Genomic DNA, 15,350 nt, shown 5'->3' with positions numbered 1-15,350 from the left:
TTCCCCCTCTCGCCGGTTGATTGGCACGATCTACCTTCTTTCCGACTGCAAACGGCCGGAAAAGAAGCTACGCTGCCGCTCTGCCCCCGAGGCGGTCGCTTGTTCAAGGGAGCACATCGACATGAGCGAGCACAGAAAAGCTGCGCCAGGCAGTTCGGACGGCACGTTATCGCGCCTGCGTCCGCCATACGCCTCGGTGCTCGACCTCATCGGCCAGACGCCGGTGGTCGAATTGACCAAATTCGACACCGGCAAGTGCCGGCTGTTCATCAAGCTTGAAAGCCAGAATCCAGGCGGCTCGATCAAGGACCGCATTGCGCTGTCAATGATTGCCGCGGCCGAGAAGGAAGGCAAGCTCAAGCGCGGCGGCACCATCGTCGAGGCGACCGCCGGGAATACCGGCCTCGGCCTCGCCCAGGTCGGCATCCCCAAGGGCTACCGCATCATCCTCGTCGTGCCCGACAAGATGTCGCGCGAAAAGATCCAGCATCTGCGCGCGCTCGGCGCCGAAGTGCGCATGACGCGCTCCGATGTCGGCAAGGGCCATGCCGAATATTACCAGGACATGGCCGAGAAGATCGCATCGGAAACGCCCGGCGCCTTCTACGCCAACCAGTTCGCCAACCCGGCCAACCCCGAGGCGCATGAGACCACCACCGGACCGGAAATCCTTGCCCAGCTCGACGGCGACCTCGACGCCGTGGTCGTCGGCGTCGGCTCCGGCGGCACGCTGACCGGGCTTGGCCGCTACTTCGCCAGAACATCGCCGAAGACCGAAATGGTGCTGGCCGATCCCGTCGGATCGGTGCTGGCGCCGCTGATCAAGACCGGCAAGATGGAAGAGGCCGGCAGCTGGACCGTCGAAGGCATCGGCGAGGATTTTGTGCCGCCCAATGCCGATCTGTCGCTGGTCAGGAAAGCCTATTCCATCCCAGACAAGCAGAGCATGCTGGCCGTGCGGGACCTGCTTTCGAAGGAAGGCATTCTCGCCGGCTCGTCTTCCGGCACGCTGCTGTCGGCCGCGCTTCGCTATTGCCGCGAGCAGACGACAGCAAAACGCGTCGTCACCTTCGTCTGCGACAGCGGCAACAAATATCTGTCCAAGGTGTTCGACGATTTCTGGCTGGCCGAGCAGGGGCTGGCCGAACAGGAACAGCATGGCGATCTGCGCGACCTCGTCATGCGCTCGCACCGCACCGGCGACACCGTTTATGTCGGCCCCGACGAAAGCCTGCTCAACGCCTATGGCCGCATGCGCCGCTCCGATGTCTCGCAGCTGCCGGTGCTGGACAACGGCAAGCTGGTCGGCATTATCGATGAGGGCGATATATTGGCCAAGGTCGACGGCCCCTATGACGGTCGCTGGGACCGCTTCAACGCCCCGGTGCGCACCGCCATGACCTCCAATCTGCACACGCTGCAGGCCAGCCAGACGCTGGATGCGCTGCTGCCGGTGTTCGACCGCAACGAGGTCGCCATCATCTTCGATGGCGACGAGTTCGTCGGCCTGATAACCCGTATCGACCTGATCAACCATTTGAGGCGCGCACGATGACTGCTGAAACATCCCCATCGGGCAAGAACCGCCTGGCTTTTTCCACGCGCACCATCCATGGCGGCCAGAGCCATGACCCGCTGACCGGCGCGGTGATGGTGCCGATCTACGCGACCTCGACCTATGGCCAGCAGTCGCCCGGCGTGCACAAGGGGTTTGAGTACGCCCGCAGCCAAAACCCGACCCGCTTTGCCTTCGAGCGCGCGGTGGCCGATCTCGAGAGCGGCTCGGCCGCCTTTGCCTTTGCTTCCGGCCTGGCGGCGATCTCGACCGTGCTCGAGCTGCTCGACAGCGGCGCCCATATCGTTGCAACCGACGACATCTATGGCGGCTCGTTCCGGCTGATGGAGCGGGTGCGCAAGCGCTCGGCCAATCTGCAGGTGAGTTTTGTGGACTTCACCGATCTGGCGGCGGTGGAAGCAGCGATCCGTCCGGAGACAAAACTGCTCTGGGTTGAAACCCCGACCAATCCGCTGCTGCGTATCGTCGACCTCGAAGGCGTTGCGGCGCTCGCCAGGCGCAAGGGCGTATTGACGGTCGCCGACAACACGTTCTGCAGCCCCTACATCCAGCGGCCGCTGGAACTCGGCATCGACATCGTCGTGCACTCGACGACGAAATATCTCAACGGCCATTCCGACATGGTCGGCGGCGTCGCCATCGTCGGCGACAACAAGGATCTCGCCGCCCAGCTGAAATTCCTGCAGAACGCCATCGGAGCCATCTCCGGTCCCTTCGACAGTTTTCTCGCGCTGCGCGGCATCAAGACACTGGCGCTCAGGATGGAGCGGCATTCCACGAACGGCCTGAAGATTGCGCAGTGGCTGGAGGCGCGAAAAGATGTGCGCCGCGTCGTCTATCCCGGCCTGGCCAGCCATCCGCAGCACGCCATCGCCGTCCAGCAGATGCATGCCTTCGGCGGCATGATCTCGGTCGACCTCGACCGCGACCTGGCCGGCACCAAACGCTTCCTCGAACGGACGCAACTGTTCACGCTGGCTGAAAGCCTCGGCGGCGTCGAAAGCCTGATCGAACACCCGGCGCTGATGACCCACGGCTCGATCCCGGCGGAAAAGCGCGCGGAAATCGGCATTTCGGATTCGCTGGTGCGGTTGTCGGCGGGGATCGAGGATGGCGATGATCTGATCGCCGACCTGGACCAGGCGCTGCGGGGGTAGGCGTACCGGATGCGTACCGATGACAATGAGGGGCGGCGATGACCGTCGAGAGTAAATCCCAATCCGCCGCGCGTTAACACATTCAGCAGCCTTTGCTTAACCCTTCGCCGCTATGTCCCGCCTGGGGAGGCATGGCGAGAGTGAGTGTGATGGACAACAACCCGGAAAAGCGCAGCGAATGGCGCGCCATCTTTTATGTGCAGGCCCGCGTGGCCATCCTGTTCGTCCCGGTCGTCGCCAGTCTTCTGATCATTGCCGCACTTGCCGGCAACGACCACAATCCCAATGCCATAGACCGCACGGTTACTGGCTCGGTGAAATAGGCGCAGCGGTCGGCCGACAGTCGGCCGCCTCAGAAAAACTGCGGGATCGGGCCGTTCTGCGGCGTCACGTCGCCTTCCAGGTCGATGAACGCCTCGTCGACAAAGCACCAGGCCCAGCCTTCCGGCGGGTCGTAGCCTTCGATGATAGGGTGCTTGGTGGCGTGGAAATGCTTGGTGGCGTGGCGGTTGGGCGAGTCGTCGCAGCAGCCGACATGGCCGCAGGTGCGGCAGAGCCTGAGATGCACCCACATGGAGCCGCTCTTCAGGCACTCCTCGCAACCGAGCGCGCTCGGCGTCACCGTCCTGATGTCGCGCGTGTGTTTGCATTCATCCATTATGCTCTCCTGGCCAGTTCGGGCGCTGCTGCGTCGGGTCGCGCGAGATAGGCGTGCAAGGCAGCCACCACCTGGGCGCCTTCGCCGACGGCGGCGGCGACCCGCTTGACCGAGCCGGAGCGCACGTCGCCAATGGCGAACACGCCGCTGCGGCTGGTCTCCATCTGGCCCGCCCCTATGTCGGCGCCGGTGCGCACGAAGCCCCTGGCGTCGAGCGCGATATCGCACCCAGCCAGCCAATCGGTGTTGGGGTCGGCGCCGATGAACAGGAAGAGATGCTGGATCGGGCGCGTCTCGACGCCGCCGGGGTTGCGCCAGCGCAACTGGGTGAGATTGCCGCCTTCGCCTTCCAGCGCCTCGATCTCGGTCTCGCCAAGCACCTCGATGTTGGCTTGCGCCTCGATACGCTCGACCAGATAGCGCGACATGGTTTCCCTGAGGCCGCCGCGGCGCGCCAGCATCGTCACCTTGCGCACCTGGCTGGCGAGATAGACCGCCGCCTGCCCCGCCGAATTGCCGGCGCCGACCAGCGCCACTTCTTGCCCTGTGCATAGCCGCGCCTCGATCGGCGAGGCCCAGTAATGCACCGACGTGCCCTCGAACTCGCCCAGCTTGGCGACGTCGAGGCGGCGGTAGCGGGCGCCGCTGGCGATCACCACCGTGCGCGCGCGCAGGCTTTCACCGTCGCCGACGGCGAGCGTGTAGCCCTCGCCTGCTGCACCGAGCAGCTTGGCCTCGTCGGGGATGAGTATTTCGACGCCGAATTTCTGCGCCTGGTTGTAGGCGCGCGCCATCAGCGCCATGCCGGAAATGCCGGTGGGGAAACCCAGATAGTTCTCGATGCGCGCAGAGGCGCCGGCCTGGCCGCCGAAGGCGCGGCAATCGAGCACGATGGTCGACAGCCCTTCGGATGCCGCATAGACCGCGGCCGCCAGCCCCGCCGGCCCGGCGCCGACAATGGCGACGTCATAGACCATGTCGGGATCGATCGGCCGCAGCAGGCCGATGCAGCGGGCAAGTTCGGTTTCGCGGGGATTGTGCATCAGCTTGCCGTTGGGGCAGAGCACGATCGGCAGATGGTGCGGGTCAACATGAAAATGCTCAATCAGCGTCTTGGCGCACGGGTCGCTGTCGGAATCGAGCGCGCGGTGCGGCTGGCCGCTGCGGCGCAGAAATCCCTGCAGCCGCAGCGTGTCGCCATTGCCGGCCGGGCCTACGATGATCGGTCCGCTGTTGCCGCTTTCCAGGAGCCCGACGCGGCGCAGGATCAGCGCCCGCATGATCCGCTCGCCAAGGCTTGCCTCCTGCACCATCAGGTCGCGCAGCCGCTGCGAGGGGATGACGAAGGCCTCGACCGGCTCGGCCGCCTCCGCATTGACCAGCGACGGCCGGCTGGAAAGCTGCGCCAGCTCGCCGATGAAATTGCCGGGACCATGAGTGACGATGGTCTCGCGCCGGCCGGGCCTGACATCCTGGGTGATATCGACCGTGCCCGACAGGATGACGATCAGCCCCGGCGCCACGGTGCCGGCGGTGACGATGTGCTCGCCGGCGGCATAGGAACTCGCGTCGCCGAACCGGCGCATGCGCTCGATATCGGCGTCGCCCAGGATGGGAAACATCTGGTCGCGGCGGGTGACGGTGATCGGCTGGGTGGGTGGGGCCATAGGTGCGAGCGTAGCGCCACGGCCGCCGGGTTTGAAGTGGTTTGTTGGGGGACTGGCCGGAAGGGGAGGTGGCTCCCGCGCCAGCTGGTTCGGATGCTTCGCATGGCCCCGCGCTGCAAGGCAAACAGCGCGCCGACCAGTGCGACCTTTATAAGGGCGAGCCCGAGCAGTACCGCCAGCAGTCCTCGCTCACCAGTATGCTGCAAGAGCAGCGCGCCGACGGTCGGCGCCGGGCTATCGCGTTACGCCAAGCGCCTGGGGTGCGGTGGTATCCTTGGGCTCCGCGAAGGCAGATCCTGGCGAAATCCCATTCGTCACATTTTTGTAGAGCGCTATCGGATGCGGGCGCCCTACCAGATATCCTTGGATTTCGGGGCATCCTTCCTTCATCAGGAAGGCACGCTCGTCCTCTGTTTCGACACCCTCCGCGATGACAGGCAAGGCCAGCGCATTCCCCAGGCTGAGTATCGTGCGCACGATGGCGGCCGATTGGACATTCGAGCCGACACCCGAAACAAAACTGCGATCGATCTTGATCTTGTCGAAGGGAAACGCCTGCAACGAGGACAGTGAGGCATACCCCGTGCCAAAATCATCCATCGAGACCCTGACGCCCAACGCCTTCAACCTCCGCAAAACCGACAAGGCAGTTGCCCGGTCGCGGATGAGAACCCCTTCCGTGATTTCCAGTTCCAGCCGCCCCGGAGCAAGGCCGGTCTCGTAGAGGATAGAATGAACGAGGCCTACCAGGTCCCCGAAACGGAATTGCACGGGAGAGAGGTTGACGGCGATCTGCAGCGGTGAGGGCCAGGAGGCCGCGTCTCTGCACGCCTGCCTGAGCGTCCATTCACCTATCTCAACGATCGTGCCATCCTGTTCGGCAAGCGAGACAAACGCGTTTGGGGAGATGAGCCCATGCTTTGGATGGTGCCATCGGGCGAGTGCCTCGAAGCCGAAGATTTCGCCGTCCATCCTGGCTTGCGGCTGATAATGAAGCACAAGTTCGCCATGGGCGACCGCAGAGCGCAAATCTCGCTGCAAGGCGTAGCGCTCTCTTAGCCGCTTATCCATCTCAGGATCGAAGAATTGCACCATTCGACGGCCGTCCGCCTTGGCCCGGTAGAGCGCTGCGTCGGCATTTGCCATCAGCGCCGCTGCATTCTCTCCGTCTTTCGGATAGATCGCCGCCCCGATGCTCACCCCGATCGAAATGTGCTGGCCCCGGATCTCGAATTTGCCTGCCGCCGATTCGAACAGACGGTCCGCAACGTCCTTGGCACTCGCGGACCGGTCATCCATGGCCAGGACAACCGTGAATTCGTCGCCGCCCATGCGCGCGATAAAGGCCTCAGGCGCCGCAGTTTGGAGACGCCAGGAGATGGTGCAAAGCAGATCGTCGCCGGCGGCGTGCCCGAAAACGTCGTTCGCCTCTTTAAAATGGTCAAGGTCGATGCTGAAGACGGCAAAGCTGGCGTGCGTTGCTTTTGCACGCTCGAGCGTCGTGGCCAGGTGTGCTGCAAGCGCGGCTCGGTTCGCCAGCCCGGTAAGCGGATCGTGGTGCGCGAGATGCGCGATTTCCTCGTGCCGTGCCATCAGTTCGCTGCGCGCTACGTTCATGTTCTCGCGCGCGTCGTCCAGGCCGTGGGCGGCTTCCCTCACCTTGTCCTGGAGCAGGTTGAAGCTTTCGGCCATTTCTCCAAGTTCGTCACGAGAGTTTACGGTAACCGGCATGATGTTCACGGAGGCGTGCGCCGCAGCGAGGTCTCCCCGCCCCAGGGCGACCATGGCAAGAGAGAAATCCTTCAGCGTTCCGGATGTCAGACGCTTTGCCGCGTTGCTCACCTCGGTTGCCGAATGGGTGATCATTCCCGGCAAGATCAGGCCAACGCTGATGGTCAGCAGCGCGACAACGACAAAAATGTCCTCCAGCGCGGCGACCAATGAAGTGTCGCCTTGGGGAACGCTGCCGATCGCCAGGAAATAGCCGGCACCGTCAAGCACGAGCACAAAAAGCATGGCTCCGGTAAGCTTCAGGTGAAGCGTATGTGGCAGCAAGGGTAGACCGAGTGCGTATCGATCCTCCATCGTGCGCCAGGCGTAGAGCGCAGCACCCGAATATGCCAAAGCCAGACCGAACAGGACGGTAGGAAGGCCAAATTGCTGAAATCCCAGTATGGCAGTCAACAGCCATATTGCAGCCGCGCCTACGCCAAGGATGATCGTTCCCCTGGGAGCCCGGAAGGGTCGCTCGGCTTCGGGACTGTCACGGCGCAAGAGCCAGACTGCGATGTTTGGCATGCAGATGCTGATCAGGTACGTGAAATTGGCCGCGGCGATCATCCAGAGCGGATACCCGCACAGCATGAAGCCGATTGCCGCGGCAGCTGTGAGCAGCGTTGCCGCCCAGGGACAATCTGTTGAGGTGCGCCTGGCCAGGAAGCTCGGCAGCAGGCCGTCTTCGCTCAGCTGCGCAAGGGTCCGCGCGGCGCCTGCCAATGGCTGCAACGTTCCATGGAACATGTTCAGCATGATGAGCCAGATGGCGGCCGCCTTGCCGAAACTCCCCAACAAGGGCGCAAAGGTAGGCCCAAGAGCTATGGCGAGGTCGGTGCCGAGCGGCTCCGGCCCGAGCACACCCAGCCAGACAACCGGCAGGACCAGGAAATAGACGCCGGCCATTGCGGCGCTGGCCCACATCGCCAGAGGAATGTTGCGGTTGGGATCGATGGTTTCGCCAACATGGCAGGCTGCAGCCTCAAATGCCGGTGCGGCAAACCCGATCAGGTACAGTCCCGCCATCACCGACGTGATGTCGCCGAACAGGCCGGTAAACGGGCTGGTCAGGGCAAAATCCGTCGCCTGCCGCCAGTCGACCGAGCCACTGATGACCGGGACGAGGGATGAGAGAAACGCAAGCGTCGCGGAGGCAGTGGCGATCGGGATCGCCAGTTGGACCACCCACTTGATTCCACACAGGTTGACCGCCGTAAAGAATGCGATGAGCCCGCAGGCGACCGCCTCCACGGGGAGGCCCGGCAGGTACCATTGCTGTATTGCAGACGCTGAAAGAACCGCTGTCAGTCCGCAGGTCGGCACCCAACCCCACCAATAGCAGGTGCCCGTCAGAGCCGAGAGAACGGGACTGTAAGGTCGGAAGGCTTCGGCGCACGCTGCAGAGATACCGCCGACGCGGTTTGGCCACATGAGAACCAATTCGGTCCACGCAGGCGCGGCGGCCCAGCTTAGAAGCAGACCAACAACGAGCAAAGGAACCGCAGCGCTTCCTTGACCGGGAATATTCCCCTGGCCGACAAAAAGGGCGGCAATCAGAAACAGGCTTTGATTGCTGCCACCCATGGCGAGCGCTGTCGTGCCCATCCATCCCAAGGTTCTCGGGTGCGGTCGTGAAGGCGTGAGGCCCGGCATTCAGAGACATCCATTCGAGTGCGGAGCGCTGTCTGACTGGCGAATGTAACCTGCGGAGATATGTCTGTCGAACGTCGCGCTCCCAAGTCAAAGTTGGACCTTAGGCGAGACATATTAAGACTTCCTACCAAACCAGATCCGCCTGATGATCACTGTCAACTTGCGGTGGCTGCGGTTCAATCATGCTGATGCCGGCCCCAAGGCCTTGATCTCCTCAGATCTGGGATGTCATTTTCAATTTTATCTATCGCCCACTATGGAAGAGCGATCGAATAGTCGCGAATACAGCCTAATATCGATTATTATCGACAAATCTCGTGATTGCGGCGCTATCATCCGAAGGCGGCTGAAATCGACTGTAGATCGCTAATCACATTGACCGCTTTTGACTTCGTACCTCGCCATCGCGGGCAAAGACCGAGACTTCACGCCGTGCCTCAAGCTGGAGCTAACTTGTGCGAGCACGCCCATAGCCCTGCGTTGCAGGGCAAACAGCGCGCCGACCACGCTGGGCGCGGCGGTCGGCCTCGGCGCGCTGGTGGGTCCTTCCCAGGCCGGCGCCCGTACGGTCGATATGGCGATCGCTCGCTACCATCATCCGATCTGCACCAAACTGGCCTCGGTGACATTTCTGACCATAGGCGTGGCGACGCTCTGGACCGGCCTGCCCGGTTCTGCCGGCCGCGGTGATTTTCTATGGCGCCCGCATCGGCTAGCATGGCCGAGTATCGTCACATGCGGCGACATGGTGTTCTGGACGATGCTTGAGCACGACGCGACCTCGCCAGCGGGCACGCCTTCGACGCCGGCCCGTAGCAGGAATGTGTTCAGCACCAGAACACTTGGGATCAGCGTTGCGGGAGCCTGCACACGTGAGTACTCCGCCTCACAAGCCTTCCGGCTGGTCCTCGAGGACGAACGACGCTGCAATCAGGTCATCGCCACTGATGCGGCCACTGCCGCCAACCATGATGGATGCGACTTTCTGAAAGGTCTTCATGTCGGCCTCTGTTATGCGCGCATCGCGCATTCTCGCCCTGAGAGAACCCAAGCGGGTATCAAGGGCTGGCGATGTCTCGACGTCATCGATCATCTTCGATCATCCTGGAGCGCAATGTGAAATCCGCTGCCCGCCGCCATGGCCGGCGGCGGGCGGCAGCTATTCGATCAGTCGTAGACCTTCACAATTTTCCGGGTGCTGGGATCGACCAGGACGGTGCGGTTGTCGACCACGACGTAGCGGTATTTGACGTTGGGAACTTCGTGCAGCTCGACCGTATCAGGCAAGGCACTGCCGACGTTCAGCTCCACGCCCGGGATCTTCACCGAAGCCAGCGGCTGCTTTTTTACGTATTCGCGGACGACCGTATCCTGCTCCGGTGTGATGACGACATCCTGAGCTGCGGCGGCGCCGACCCCAGCCAAAAGCAACAAGCCTGCAGCGGCACTTGCAAAGTGGATTTTCATGGTTTTCTCCTCGCGTAATCCGGCGACGGCACCACGCCTGTTCGCCGAGGGACCGAACTTGAGATCAGCCAGATTGTTCCTGTGACTTCAGTCCGCGGCGAACCAGACCAAAGTCGGATATCAGCTAAGACCCAAGTCCCGAGGCGGAACGTTCAAGCGGGGCAGGCGTTTCCCAAATGCAACTAAATAAAACAGGAGAGGAACACATGGCAGACGGCCCAACTGTTGTTAATTCTGGGGGTGGCGGCGGCACTGCGATTGCTGTTGTTCTTGCACTTATTGCGGTCGTAGTGTTGCTTATTTTTACCGGCGTCATCAATATCCGCGGCGACGGCGGCAAGGATATCAACGTCAAGGTTGAAGCGCCAAAGGTGGAAGCTCCGGCTGCACCCGCGAAGCCTGCGGCACCTGCCCCAGCCCCTGCGAGTGGCGGCTGATCTGCTCGCATCCACGCTTCCGAACTGACCTATGAAAAGGAAATTCCCATGACCAGATATTTCGTCAGCGCCGCCGGCGCCCTCGTCCTTATGGCGGGCATCGGCACCTCGTTTGCCGAGGACGTCATTGTTCTCAAGCCCGAACAACAGACGGTCGTTCGCGAATATATCCATAAGCAAAAGCTGGCATCAGTCAGTTTGCTCGGCGTCGAACTCAATGTCGGCACGGCACTTCCAGACACTGTCGAGCTCCACGCAATCGACGTTCCGGATGTCCGCTACAAGTATACGGTTGTCGGAGATCATGCGGTTCTCGTCGATCCCGACACGCGCAAGGTCGTGCAGATCATCGAATAACGCGCGAGCCCGCCGCTCCGGTCTGGAGCGGCGGGCTGTGGCTACCCTGTGAAAGTCTACGGGCAGCCTTTTCTCAACGGGAGGATGTCTGATGTTTAGCGACAAGGAAACTTGGGTCCTGGAAGCTGCCTTACTCGCGGCAATTCCAATTTGCGTAGCCGTCACCGCACTCGTGGCATTTTTGACCGCGGCCTGGATATGAATCGCTTCCTGTTTGTGATGGGCGACTTTCTATCCCGGCCACCGGGCTTCTATGTCCTTCTTGTAGCCATGCTGCTCTGTACTGCGTTGGTGCCATTCGGCCTGACGAATGTGGTCACCTACGCATTGTCGGTAGCGGCCATCGTGATCACCGGCGTTGTGCTGATCCAGGGTTACCGCGACACGGCCGCCATTCACGCCAAGCTTGATGAGATTATCGTTTCGCTGAATGAGACCAGAAACGATGTCGTCGGCTTGGAGCATGCCGAGCCGGAGGAGATTCGGGAGAAGCTCCAGACACTCGAAGAAGAAGCAATGAAAGCGGTTCGCCCGCCGCATTGACCCTCCGCTGGACTATCTGTCATCCATCAGCAAAAAAGCCCGGGAAACCGGGCTTTTGCTTCGCATCTAAATCATTTCGGATTTATCCGAAACGGGAATTTGGTGCCCAGAAGAGGACTCGAACCTCCACTCCTTGCGGAACACGGACCTGAACCGTGCGCGTCTACCAATTCCGCCATCTGGGCTGGTGCGGGCTCATGTAAGCGGGCAAACGATATGTGTCAACGCGCTTTTTCGAGGGCCGCTGCCTGCCGGCTTAGTTTCCCAGGGGTCAGCGCCGCCCCTCACCTGCCTGCCGGCATCCTCTCCCCGTACAGTGACGGGGAGAGGGGCGCTCTCATCGATGATTTTCGCCGGTCACCTGCGTCACAAGAAGAGCGCCGAGGCTGCGGCCAGCCCTTTCTCCCCGTCACTATACGGGGAGAAATGCCCGGCAGGGCAATGAGGGGCAGCGCCGACTTGGCGAATGCGTTGGCCGAAAACCTCACCCCTCCAGCACGTCCTTCGACGCCACGGTGGAATCGGCGTTGAGCTTGTAGATCACCGGCACGCCGGTGCCGAGCTCGAGCTTGACGATCTCCTCGCCGCTCTTGCCGTCCAGCGCCATGATCAGTGCGCGCAGCGAATTGCCATGCGCGGCGACCAGCACGGTGCCGCCTTTCAGAACATGCGACTGCATGTCGTGCAGGTAATAGGGCCAGACGCGGGCGCCGGTGTCCTTCAGGCTTTCGCCGCCGGGCGGCGGCACGTCGTAGGAGCGGCGCCAGATATGCACCTGCTCCTCGCCCCACTTCTGGCGCGCGTCGTCCTTGTTGAGGCCGGAGAGGTCGCCATAGTCGCGCTCGTTCAGCGCCTGATCCCGGATCGTCTTCAAATCGCTCTGGCCGACGGCGTCTAGAATGTGCTGGCAGGTCTTCTGCGCCCGGATCAGCGCCGAGGTGAAGGCGATGTCGAACTTCAAGCCGCGCGCCTTGAGCTTCTGGCCGGCTTCCTTGGCCTCCTTGTGGCCCTGCTCAGTCAGGTCGACATCGCGCCAGCCGGTGAACAGGTTCTTCAGGTTCCATTCGCTCTGGCCGTGGCGCACGAGCACGAGAGTTCCCGACATGTTTGCTCCTTCAAAATTATGGATAGTTTAGCTCAAGCCGAGCACGTCCCGCATGGAATAAAATCCGGGCTTTTTACCGCGCGCCCAGAGCGCGGCCTTGACCGCGCCGCGGGCAAAGATGGCGCGGTCCTCGGCATGGTGCGACAGCGTGATGCGCTCGCCGGTTCCGGCCAGGATGACGCTGTGGTCGCCGACCACCGAGCCGCCGCGCAAGCTGGCAAAGCCGATCGTTCCTGGCTTGCGCACGCCGGTATGGCCGTCGCGTGACCGCACATCGTTGCCGGCAAGGGAAATGCCGCGTCCCGCCGCCGCCGCTTCGCCGAGCAGCAAGGCGGTGCCCGACGGCGCGTCGACCTTGTGCTTGTGATGCATTTCGAGGATCTCGATGTCGAAATCCTCTGGACCGAGCGCGCGCGCGGCCTGCTCGACCAGCACCGCCAGAAGATTGACGCCGAGGCTCATATTGCCGGATTTGACGATCGTCGCGTGGCGCGCCGCGGCCTCGATCCTGGCGTCGTCTTCCGCCGAGCAGCCGGTGGTGCCGATGACATGGGCAATGCGTGCCTGCGCGGCATAGCCTGCGAATTCGACGGTGGCTGCCGGCATGGTGAAATCGAGCACGCCGTCGGCCTTGGCGAACACCGGCAGCGGATCGTCGCCGATCGTCACATTGATGATGCCGATGCCGGCAAGCTCGCCCGCATCCCTGCCGAGATAGGGCGATCCGGTTCGTTCGACCGCGCCGACGACGCGGGCGCCGGGGATCGAATGGATGGCGCGGATCAGCGTCTGGCCCATGCGGCCGGCCGCCCCCACCACCACCAGGCCCATTTCGCCGGATTCGCTCATGCTGTTCTCCCCACCGCCTTCTTGGCGCGGCTGCGCCGGACCGGAGTTTGGACGGGCTTCGAGTCGTCGACAAGCCCCAGTCCGTTCTTACCTTGAATGCGGTGGAAGCGGGCGTAGACACTGTTTGGATCGGCCATCAGTGCGGCATGGGTGCCTTCCTCGACCAGGCGCCCCTCTTCAAGCACGATAATGTGGTCGGCGTTGACGACCGTCGACAGGCGATGCGCTATCACGATGGTGGTGCGCCCTTCCATCACATGGGTCAGCGCCTCCTGGACTCGCGCCTCGGCCTCGTTGTCGAGCGCCGAGGTCGCTTCGTCGAGCAAAAGGATCGGCGCGTTGCGCACGATCGCCCGCGCAATCGAGACGCGCTGGCGCTGGCCGCCGGAAAGTGTCGAGCCGCCCTCGCCGACGGGCGTGTCGTAGCCCTGCGGCTGCTGACGGATGAACTCGTCGGCCGCCGCCAGCACCGCCGCCCGCTCGATCTCGGCGTCGGTCGCCGAAAGTCGGCCAAAACGGATGTTGTCGCGTATGCTGCCTTCGAACAGATAGGGCGCCTGCGAGACATAGGCGATCGAGCCGCGCAGCGAGTGCTTGGTGACTTTGGAAATGTCCTGGCCATCGATCTCGATCGAACCCTTGTCGACATCGTAGAAGCGCTGCAGCAGCGCCACGAGCGTCGTCTTGCCGGCGCCCGAGGCCCCGACCACCGCGGTAACCTTGCCGGCCGCGGCGGTGAAACTCAGGTTCCTGATCACCGGCATGTCGGCGCTGTAGCCGAACGTCACATTGTCGAAGCGAACCTCGCCGGTGGTGATCCTGGCTTCGACCGCGTCGGGCGCATCGCCCTGTTTAGGCTCCAGGTCGAGCAGCTCGTAAATCATCCGGGCGTTGACCAGGGCACGTTCCATACCGACCTGCGTACGAGCCAGGCGCCGTGCCGGATCGTAGGCCATGATCAGCGCGGTGATGAAGGAAAACACAGCGCCTGGTGGTTGTCCGAGCACCAGCGCCCGGTAGCCGGAATAGGCAAGGACGAAGGTAATGGCGAGACCGCCCAAAATCTCGGAAATCGGCGACAGCCGCTCCGCGACCCGGGCGATCTTGTTGTTACGCTGCTCGGCCGTATCGGCCATGATGCCGATCCGGCGCGCCAGCTCTGCTTCCAGGGTGAAGGCCTTGACGATGGCAATGCCTTGGGTGGCCTCCTGCACGGACCCGTTCAGCCGCGAGTTGATCAGCACCGATTCCCGGTTGATGCGCCGCAATCGGCGGGTGATGTAGACGACGGCCCAGATCAGCGGCGGCCCGATCAGCAGCGAGCTGAGCGACAACACCGGATCCTGGTAGATCATGACGCCGACGAGGGCGATCAGCGAGACCGCGTCGCGGCTGATGGAGGTCAGCGTCAGCGACAGCAGATCGCGAACGCCGCCGACATTCTCGTTGACCTGTGCCGCCAGCCGACCGGAACGCGTATCGTTGAAGAAGTCGACGCCGAGCTTCATCAGATGGTCGAAGCTGCGCTTCTGGTAGCGGGCGACCAGATTGTTGCCGATCTTGGCCAACGCGACCGCCTGGCCGTAACCGGCGAAGCCGCGCAGCACGGAGGCGGCCATGAACCCGGCGCAGATCCAGACGATCATGTCGCCGCGTCGTTCGTAGAAGATCTCGTTGATCATCGGGGCCATGATCCACGCCGTGAAGGCGGTGGTGGCCGAAACAATCAGCAGGCAGCCGACGGCAACGACATAGGTCCAGCGATATTCACTACCGTTTTCGGCCAGGATGCGGCGCAGCACCGCAGTGACCTCAGCTGGCTGGACTTTCAGTTTGAGTGGACTTTGAGCGGTCAAATCGCGGGCGCTTCGTGGTTTGCTAGAGCATGATGCCGAGAAGTGTGAAGCGGTTTTCGGACGACATCATGCTCTATCTCTTTGATTTAGAGCCGGATGATTTCAGGTCGATTCGATCTGAAATCAACCGGCATCTAGGGATGCCAGGCTGGAATTCGGCCCCCTCTTAGCGCCCCGGCTACGGCTTGCCTATGGCGAAACTTCGTCGCGGCTCGAGGTCAGGGTCACGAAAGCGGCAGCCATTTCCAGGAA

At 62.6% G+C, this 15,350-nt stretch carries 14 protein-coding genes and 1 tRNA gene; 7 read left to right on the top strand and 8 right to left on the bottom strand.

The window, feature by feature from the left end:
• Positions 1 to 121: 121 nt before the first annotated feature.
• The 3 genes from NKI35_RS10380 (at position 122) to NKI35_RS10370 (ending at position 3,056) form a co-directional block, all read left to right on the top strand.
• Entirely contained in the window at positions 122 to 1,555 is a 1,434-nt protein-coding gene (locus NKI35_RS10380; RefSeq protein WP_352739859.1) for a pyridoxal-phosphate dependent enzyme, read from the top strand.
• Complete coding sequence (locus tag NKI35_RS10375) at positions 1,552 to 2,733, top strand: trans-sulfuration enzyme family protein (RefSeq protein WP_023706950.1); 1,182 nt, start codon at positions 1,552 to 1,554, stop codon at positions 2,731 to 2,733. The genes NKI35_RS10380 and NKI35_RS10375 overlap by 4 nt, the downstream gene beginning before the upstream one ends.
• A 131-nt stretch (positions 2,734 to 2,864) precedes the next feature.
• Positions 2,865 to 3,056 carry a hypothetical protein gene (locus NKI35_RS10370; RefSeq protein ID WP_196814107.1) on the top strand — a complete coding sequence of 64 codons (192 nt, stop codon included), beginning with the start codon at positions 2,865 to 2,867 and terminating at the stop codon, positions 3,054 to 3,056.
• 29 nt (positions 3,057 to 3,085) lie between these two features.
• On the opposite strand, the gene NKI35_RS10365 is transcribed toward NKI35_RS10370, so the two are convergent.
• From NKI35_RS10365 to NKI35_RS10355, 3 genes are all read right to left on the bottom strand, one after another.
• On the bottom strand, positions 3,086 to 3,391 hold the full coding sequence (locus tag NKI35_RS10365) for a UBP-type zinc finger domain-containing protein (protein ID WP_352739857.1): 306 nt from the start codon (positions 3,389 to 3,391) through the stop codon (positions 3,086 to 3,088).
• Positions 3,391 to 5,058 carry an FAD-dependent oxidoreductase gene (locus tag NKI35_RS10360; RefSeq protein ID WP_352739855.1) on the bottom strand — a complete coding sequence of 556 codons (1,668 nt, stop codon included), beginning with the start codon at positions 5,056 to 5,058 and terminating at the stop codon, positions 3,391 to 3,393. The genes NKI35_RS10365 and NKI35_RS10360 overlap by 1 nt, the downstream gene beginning before the upstream one ends.
• A gap of 234 nt (positions 5,059 to 5,292) precedes the next feature.
• Complete coding sequence (locus NKI35_RS10355; RefSeq protein ID WP_352739853.1) at positions 5,293 to 8,484, bottom strand: amino acid permease; 3,192 nt, start codon at positions 8,482 to 8,484, stop codon at positions 5,293 to 5,295.
• 385 nt (positions 8,485 to 8,869) lie between these two features.
• Here NKI35_RS10355 and NKI35_RS10350 point away from each other — a divergent pair, with 385 nt between their 5' ends.
• Positions 8,870 to 9,604 (top strand): hypothetical protein, encoded by a 735-nt coding sequence (locus NKI35_RS10350; RefSeq protein ID WP_196814851.1) that lies wholly within the window; start codon positions 8,870 to 8,872, stop codon positions 9,602 to 9,604.
• 47 nt (positions 9,605 to 9,651) lie between these two features.
• Here the strand turns inward: NKI35_RS10350 and NKI35_RS10345 are convergent, their stop codons facing one another.
• Positions 9,652 to 9,951, bottom strand: coding sequence for a DUF1236 domain-containing protein (locus tag NKI35_RS10345; protein ID WP_023681215.1), 300 nt, complete (start codon positions 9,949 to 9,951; stop codon positions 9,652 to 9,654).
• 206 nt (positions 9,952 to 10,157) lie between these two features.
• On the opposite strand from NKI35_RS10345, the gene NKI35_RS10340 reads away from it, so the two are divergent.
• The 3 genes from NKI35_RS10340 (at position 10,158) to NKI35_RS10330 (ending at position 11,288) form a co-directional block, all read left to right on the top strand.
• The gene (locus NKI35_RS10340) at positions 10,158 to 10,388 is read left to right on the top strand and encodes a hypothetical protein (RefSeq protein ID WP_033001362.1); all 231 of its coding nucleotides are present in this window, start codon (positions 10,158 to 10,160) and stop codon (positions 10,386 to 10,388) included.
• Positions 10,389 to 10,436: 48 nt separating this feature from the next.
• Positions 10,437 to 10,745, top strand: coding sequence for a DUF1236 domain-containing protein (locus NKI35_RS10335; RefSeq protein WP_023672071.1), 309 nt, complete (start codon positions 10,437 to 10,439; stop codon positions 10,743 to 10,745).
• Between the two features lie 198 nt (positions 10,746 to 10,943).
• A complete protein-coding gene (locus tag NKI35_RS10330) occupies positions 10,944 to 11,288 on the top strand; it encodes a low affinity iron permease family protein (protein ID WP_023672069.1) in 345 nt (114 codons plus the stop codon).
• 100 nt (positions 11,289 to 11,388) lie between these two features.
• Here NKI35_RS10330 and NKI35_RS10325 read toward each other — a convergent pair.
• The 4 genes from NKI35_RS10325 to NKI35_RS10310 all read right to left on the bottom strand — a co-directional run bounded on the left by NKI35_RS10325 (position 11,389) and on the right by NKI35_RS10310 (position 15,098).
• Positions 11,389 to 11,473 (bottom strand) — tRNA-Leu (locus tag NKI35_RS10325).
• 299 nt (positions 11,474 to 11,772) lie between these two features.
• Positions 11,773 to 12,393 carry a 2,3-bisphosphoglycerate-dependent phosphoglycerate mutase gene (locus NKI35_RS10320; protein WP_023672068.1) on the bottom strand — a complete coding sequence of 207 codons (621 nt, stop codon included), beginning with the start codon at positions 12,391 to 12,393 and terminating at the stop codon, positions 11,773 to 11,775.
• A gap of 27 nt (positions 12,394 to 12,420) precedes the next feature.
• Positions 12,421 to 13,242, bottom strand: a complete 822-nt coding sequence (gene dapB / locus NKI35_RS10315; RefSeq protein WP_352739851.1) for a 4-hydroxy-tetrahydrodipicolinate reductase — start codon at positions 13,240 to 13,242, stop codon at positions 12,421 to 12,423.
• Complete coding sequence (locus tag NKI35_RS10310) at positions 13,239 to 15,098, bottom strand: ABC transporter ATP-binding protein (RefSeq protein ID WP_352739849.1); 1,860 nt, start codon at positions 15,096 to 15,098, stop codon at positions 13,239 to 13,241. The genes dapB and NKI35_RS10310 overlap by 4 nt, the downstream gene beginning before the upstream one ends.
• Positions 15,099 to 15,350 lie beyond the last annotated feature (252 nt).

It is taken from the genome of Mesorhizobium sp. M0676 (genome assembly GCF_040320535.1).
Classification (GTDB): Bacteria; Pseudomonadota; Alphaproteobacteria; order Rhizobiales; family Rhizobiaceae; genus Mesorhizobium.
The sequence above is the reverse complement of the archived record's forward strand: the minus strand, read 5'-3'. Positions and strand labels throughout refer to the sequence as shown.

Bases quoted from the DNA above. Each gene is read 5' to 3' on its own strand.
- NKI35_RS10380 (WP_352739859.1), top strand. From the start codon at position 122: ATGAGCGAGCACAGAAAAGCTGCGCCAGGCAGTTCGGACGGCACGTTA.
- NKI35_RS10375 (WP_023706950.1), top strand. From the start codon at position 1,552: ATGACTGCTGAAACATCCCCATCGGGCAAGAACCGCCTGGCTTTTTCC.
- NKI35_RS10370 (WP_196814107.1), top strand. From the start codon at position 2,865: ATGGCGAGAGTGAGTGTGATGGACAACAACCCGGAAAAGCGCAGCGAA.
- NKI35_RS10365 (WP_352739857.1), bottom strand. From the start codon at position 3,391: ATGGATGAATGCAAACACACGCGCGACATCAGGACGGTGACGCCGAGC.
- NKI35_RS10360 (WP_352739855.1), bottom strand. From the start codon at position 5,058: ATGGCCCCACCCACCCAGCCGATCACCGTCACCCGCCGCGACCAGATG.
- NKI35_RS10355 (WP_352739853.1), bottom strand. From the start codon at position 8,484: ATGCCGGGCCTCACGCCTTCACGACCGCACCCGAGAACCTTGGGATGG.
- NKI35_RS10345 (WP_023681215.1), bottom strand. From the start codon at position 9,951: ATGAAAATCCACTTTGCAAGTGCCGCTGCAGGCTTGTTGCTTTTGGCT.
- NKI35_RS10340 (WP_033001362.1), top strand. From the start codon at position 10,158: ATGGCAGACGGCCCAACTGTTGTTAATTCTGGGGGTGGCGGCGGCACT.
- NKI35_RS10335 (WP_023672071.1), top strand. From the start codon at position 10,437: ATGACCAGATATTTCGTCAGCGCCGCCGGCGCCCTCGTCCTTATGGCG.
- NKI35_RS10330 (WP_023672069.1), top strand. From the start codon at position 10,944: ATGAATCGCTTCCTGTTTGTGATGGGCGACTTTCTATCCCGGCCACCG.
- NKI35_RS10320 (WP_023672068.1), bottom strand. From the start codon at position 12,393: ATGTCGGGAACTCTCGTGCTCGTGCGCCACGGCCAGAGCGAATGGAAC.
- dapB (WP_352739851.1), bottom strand. From the start codon at position 13,242: ATGAGCGAATCCGGCGAAATGGGCCTGGTGGTGGTGGGGGCGGCCGGC.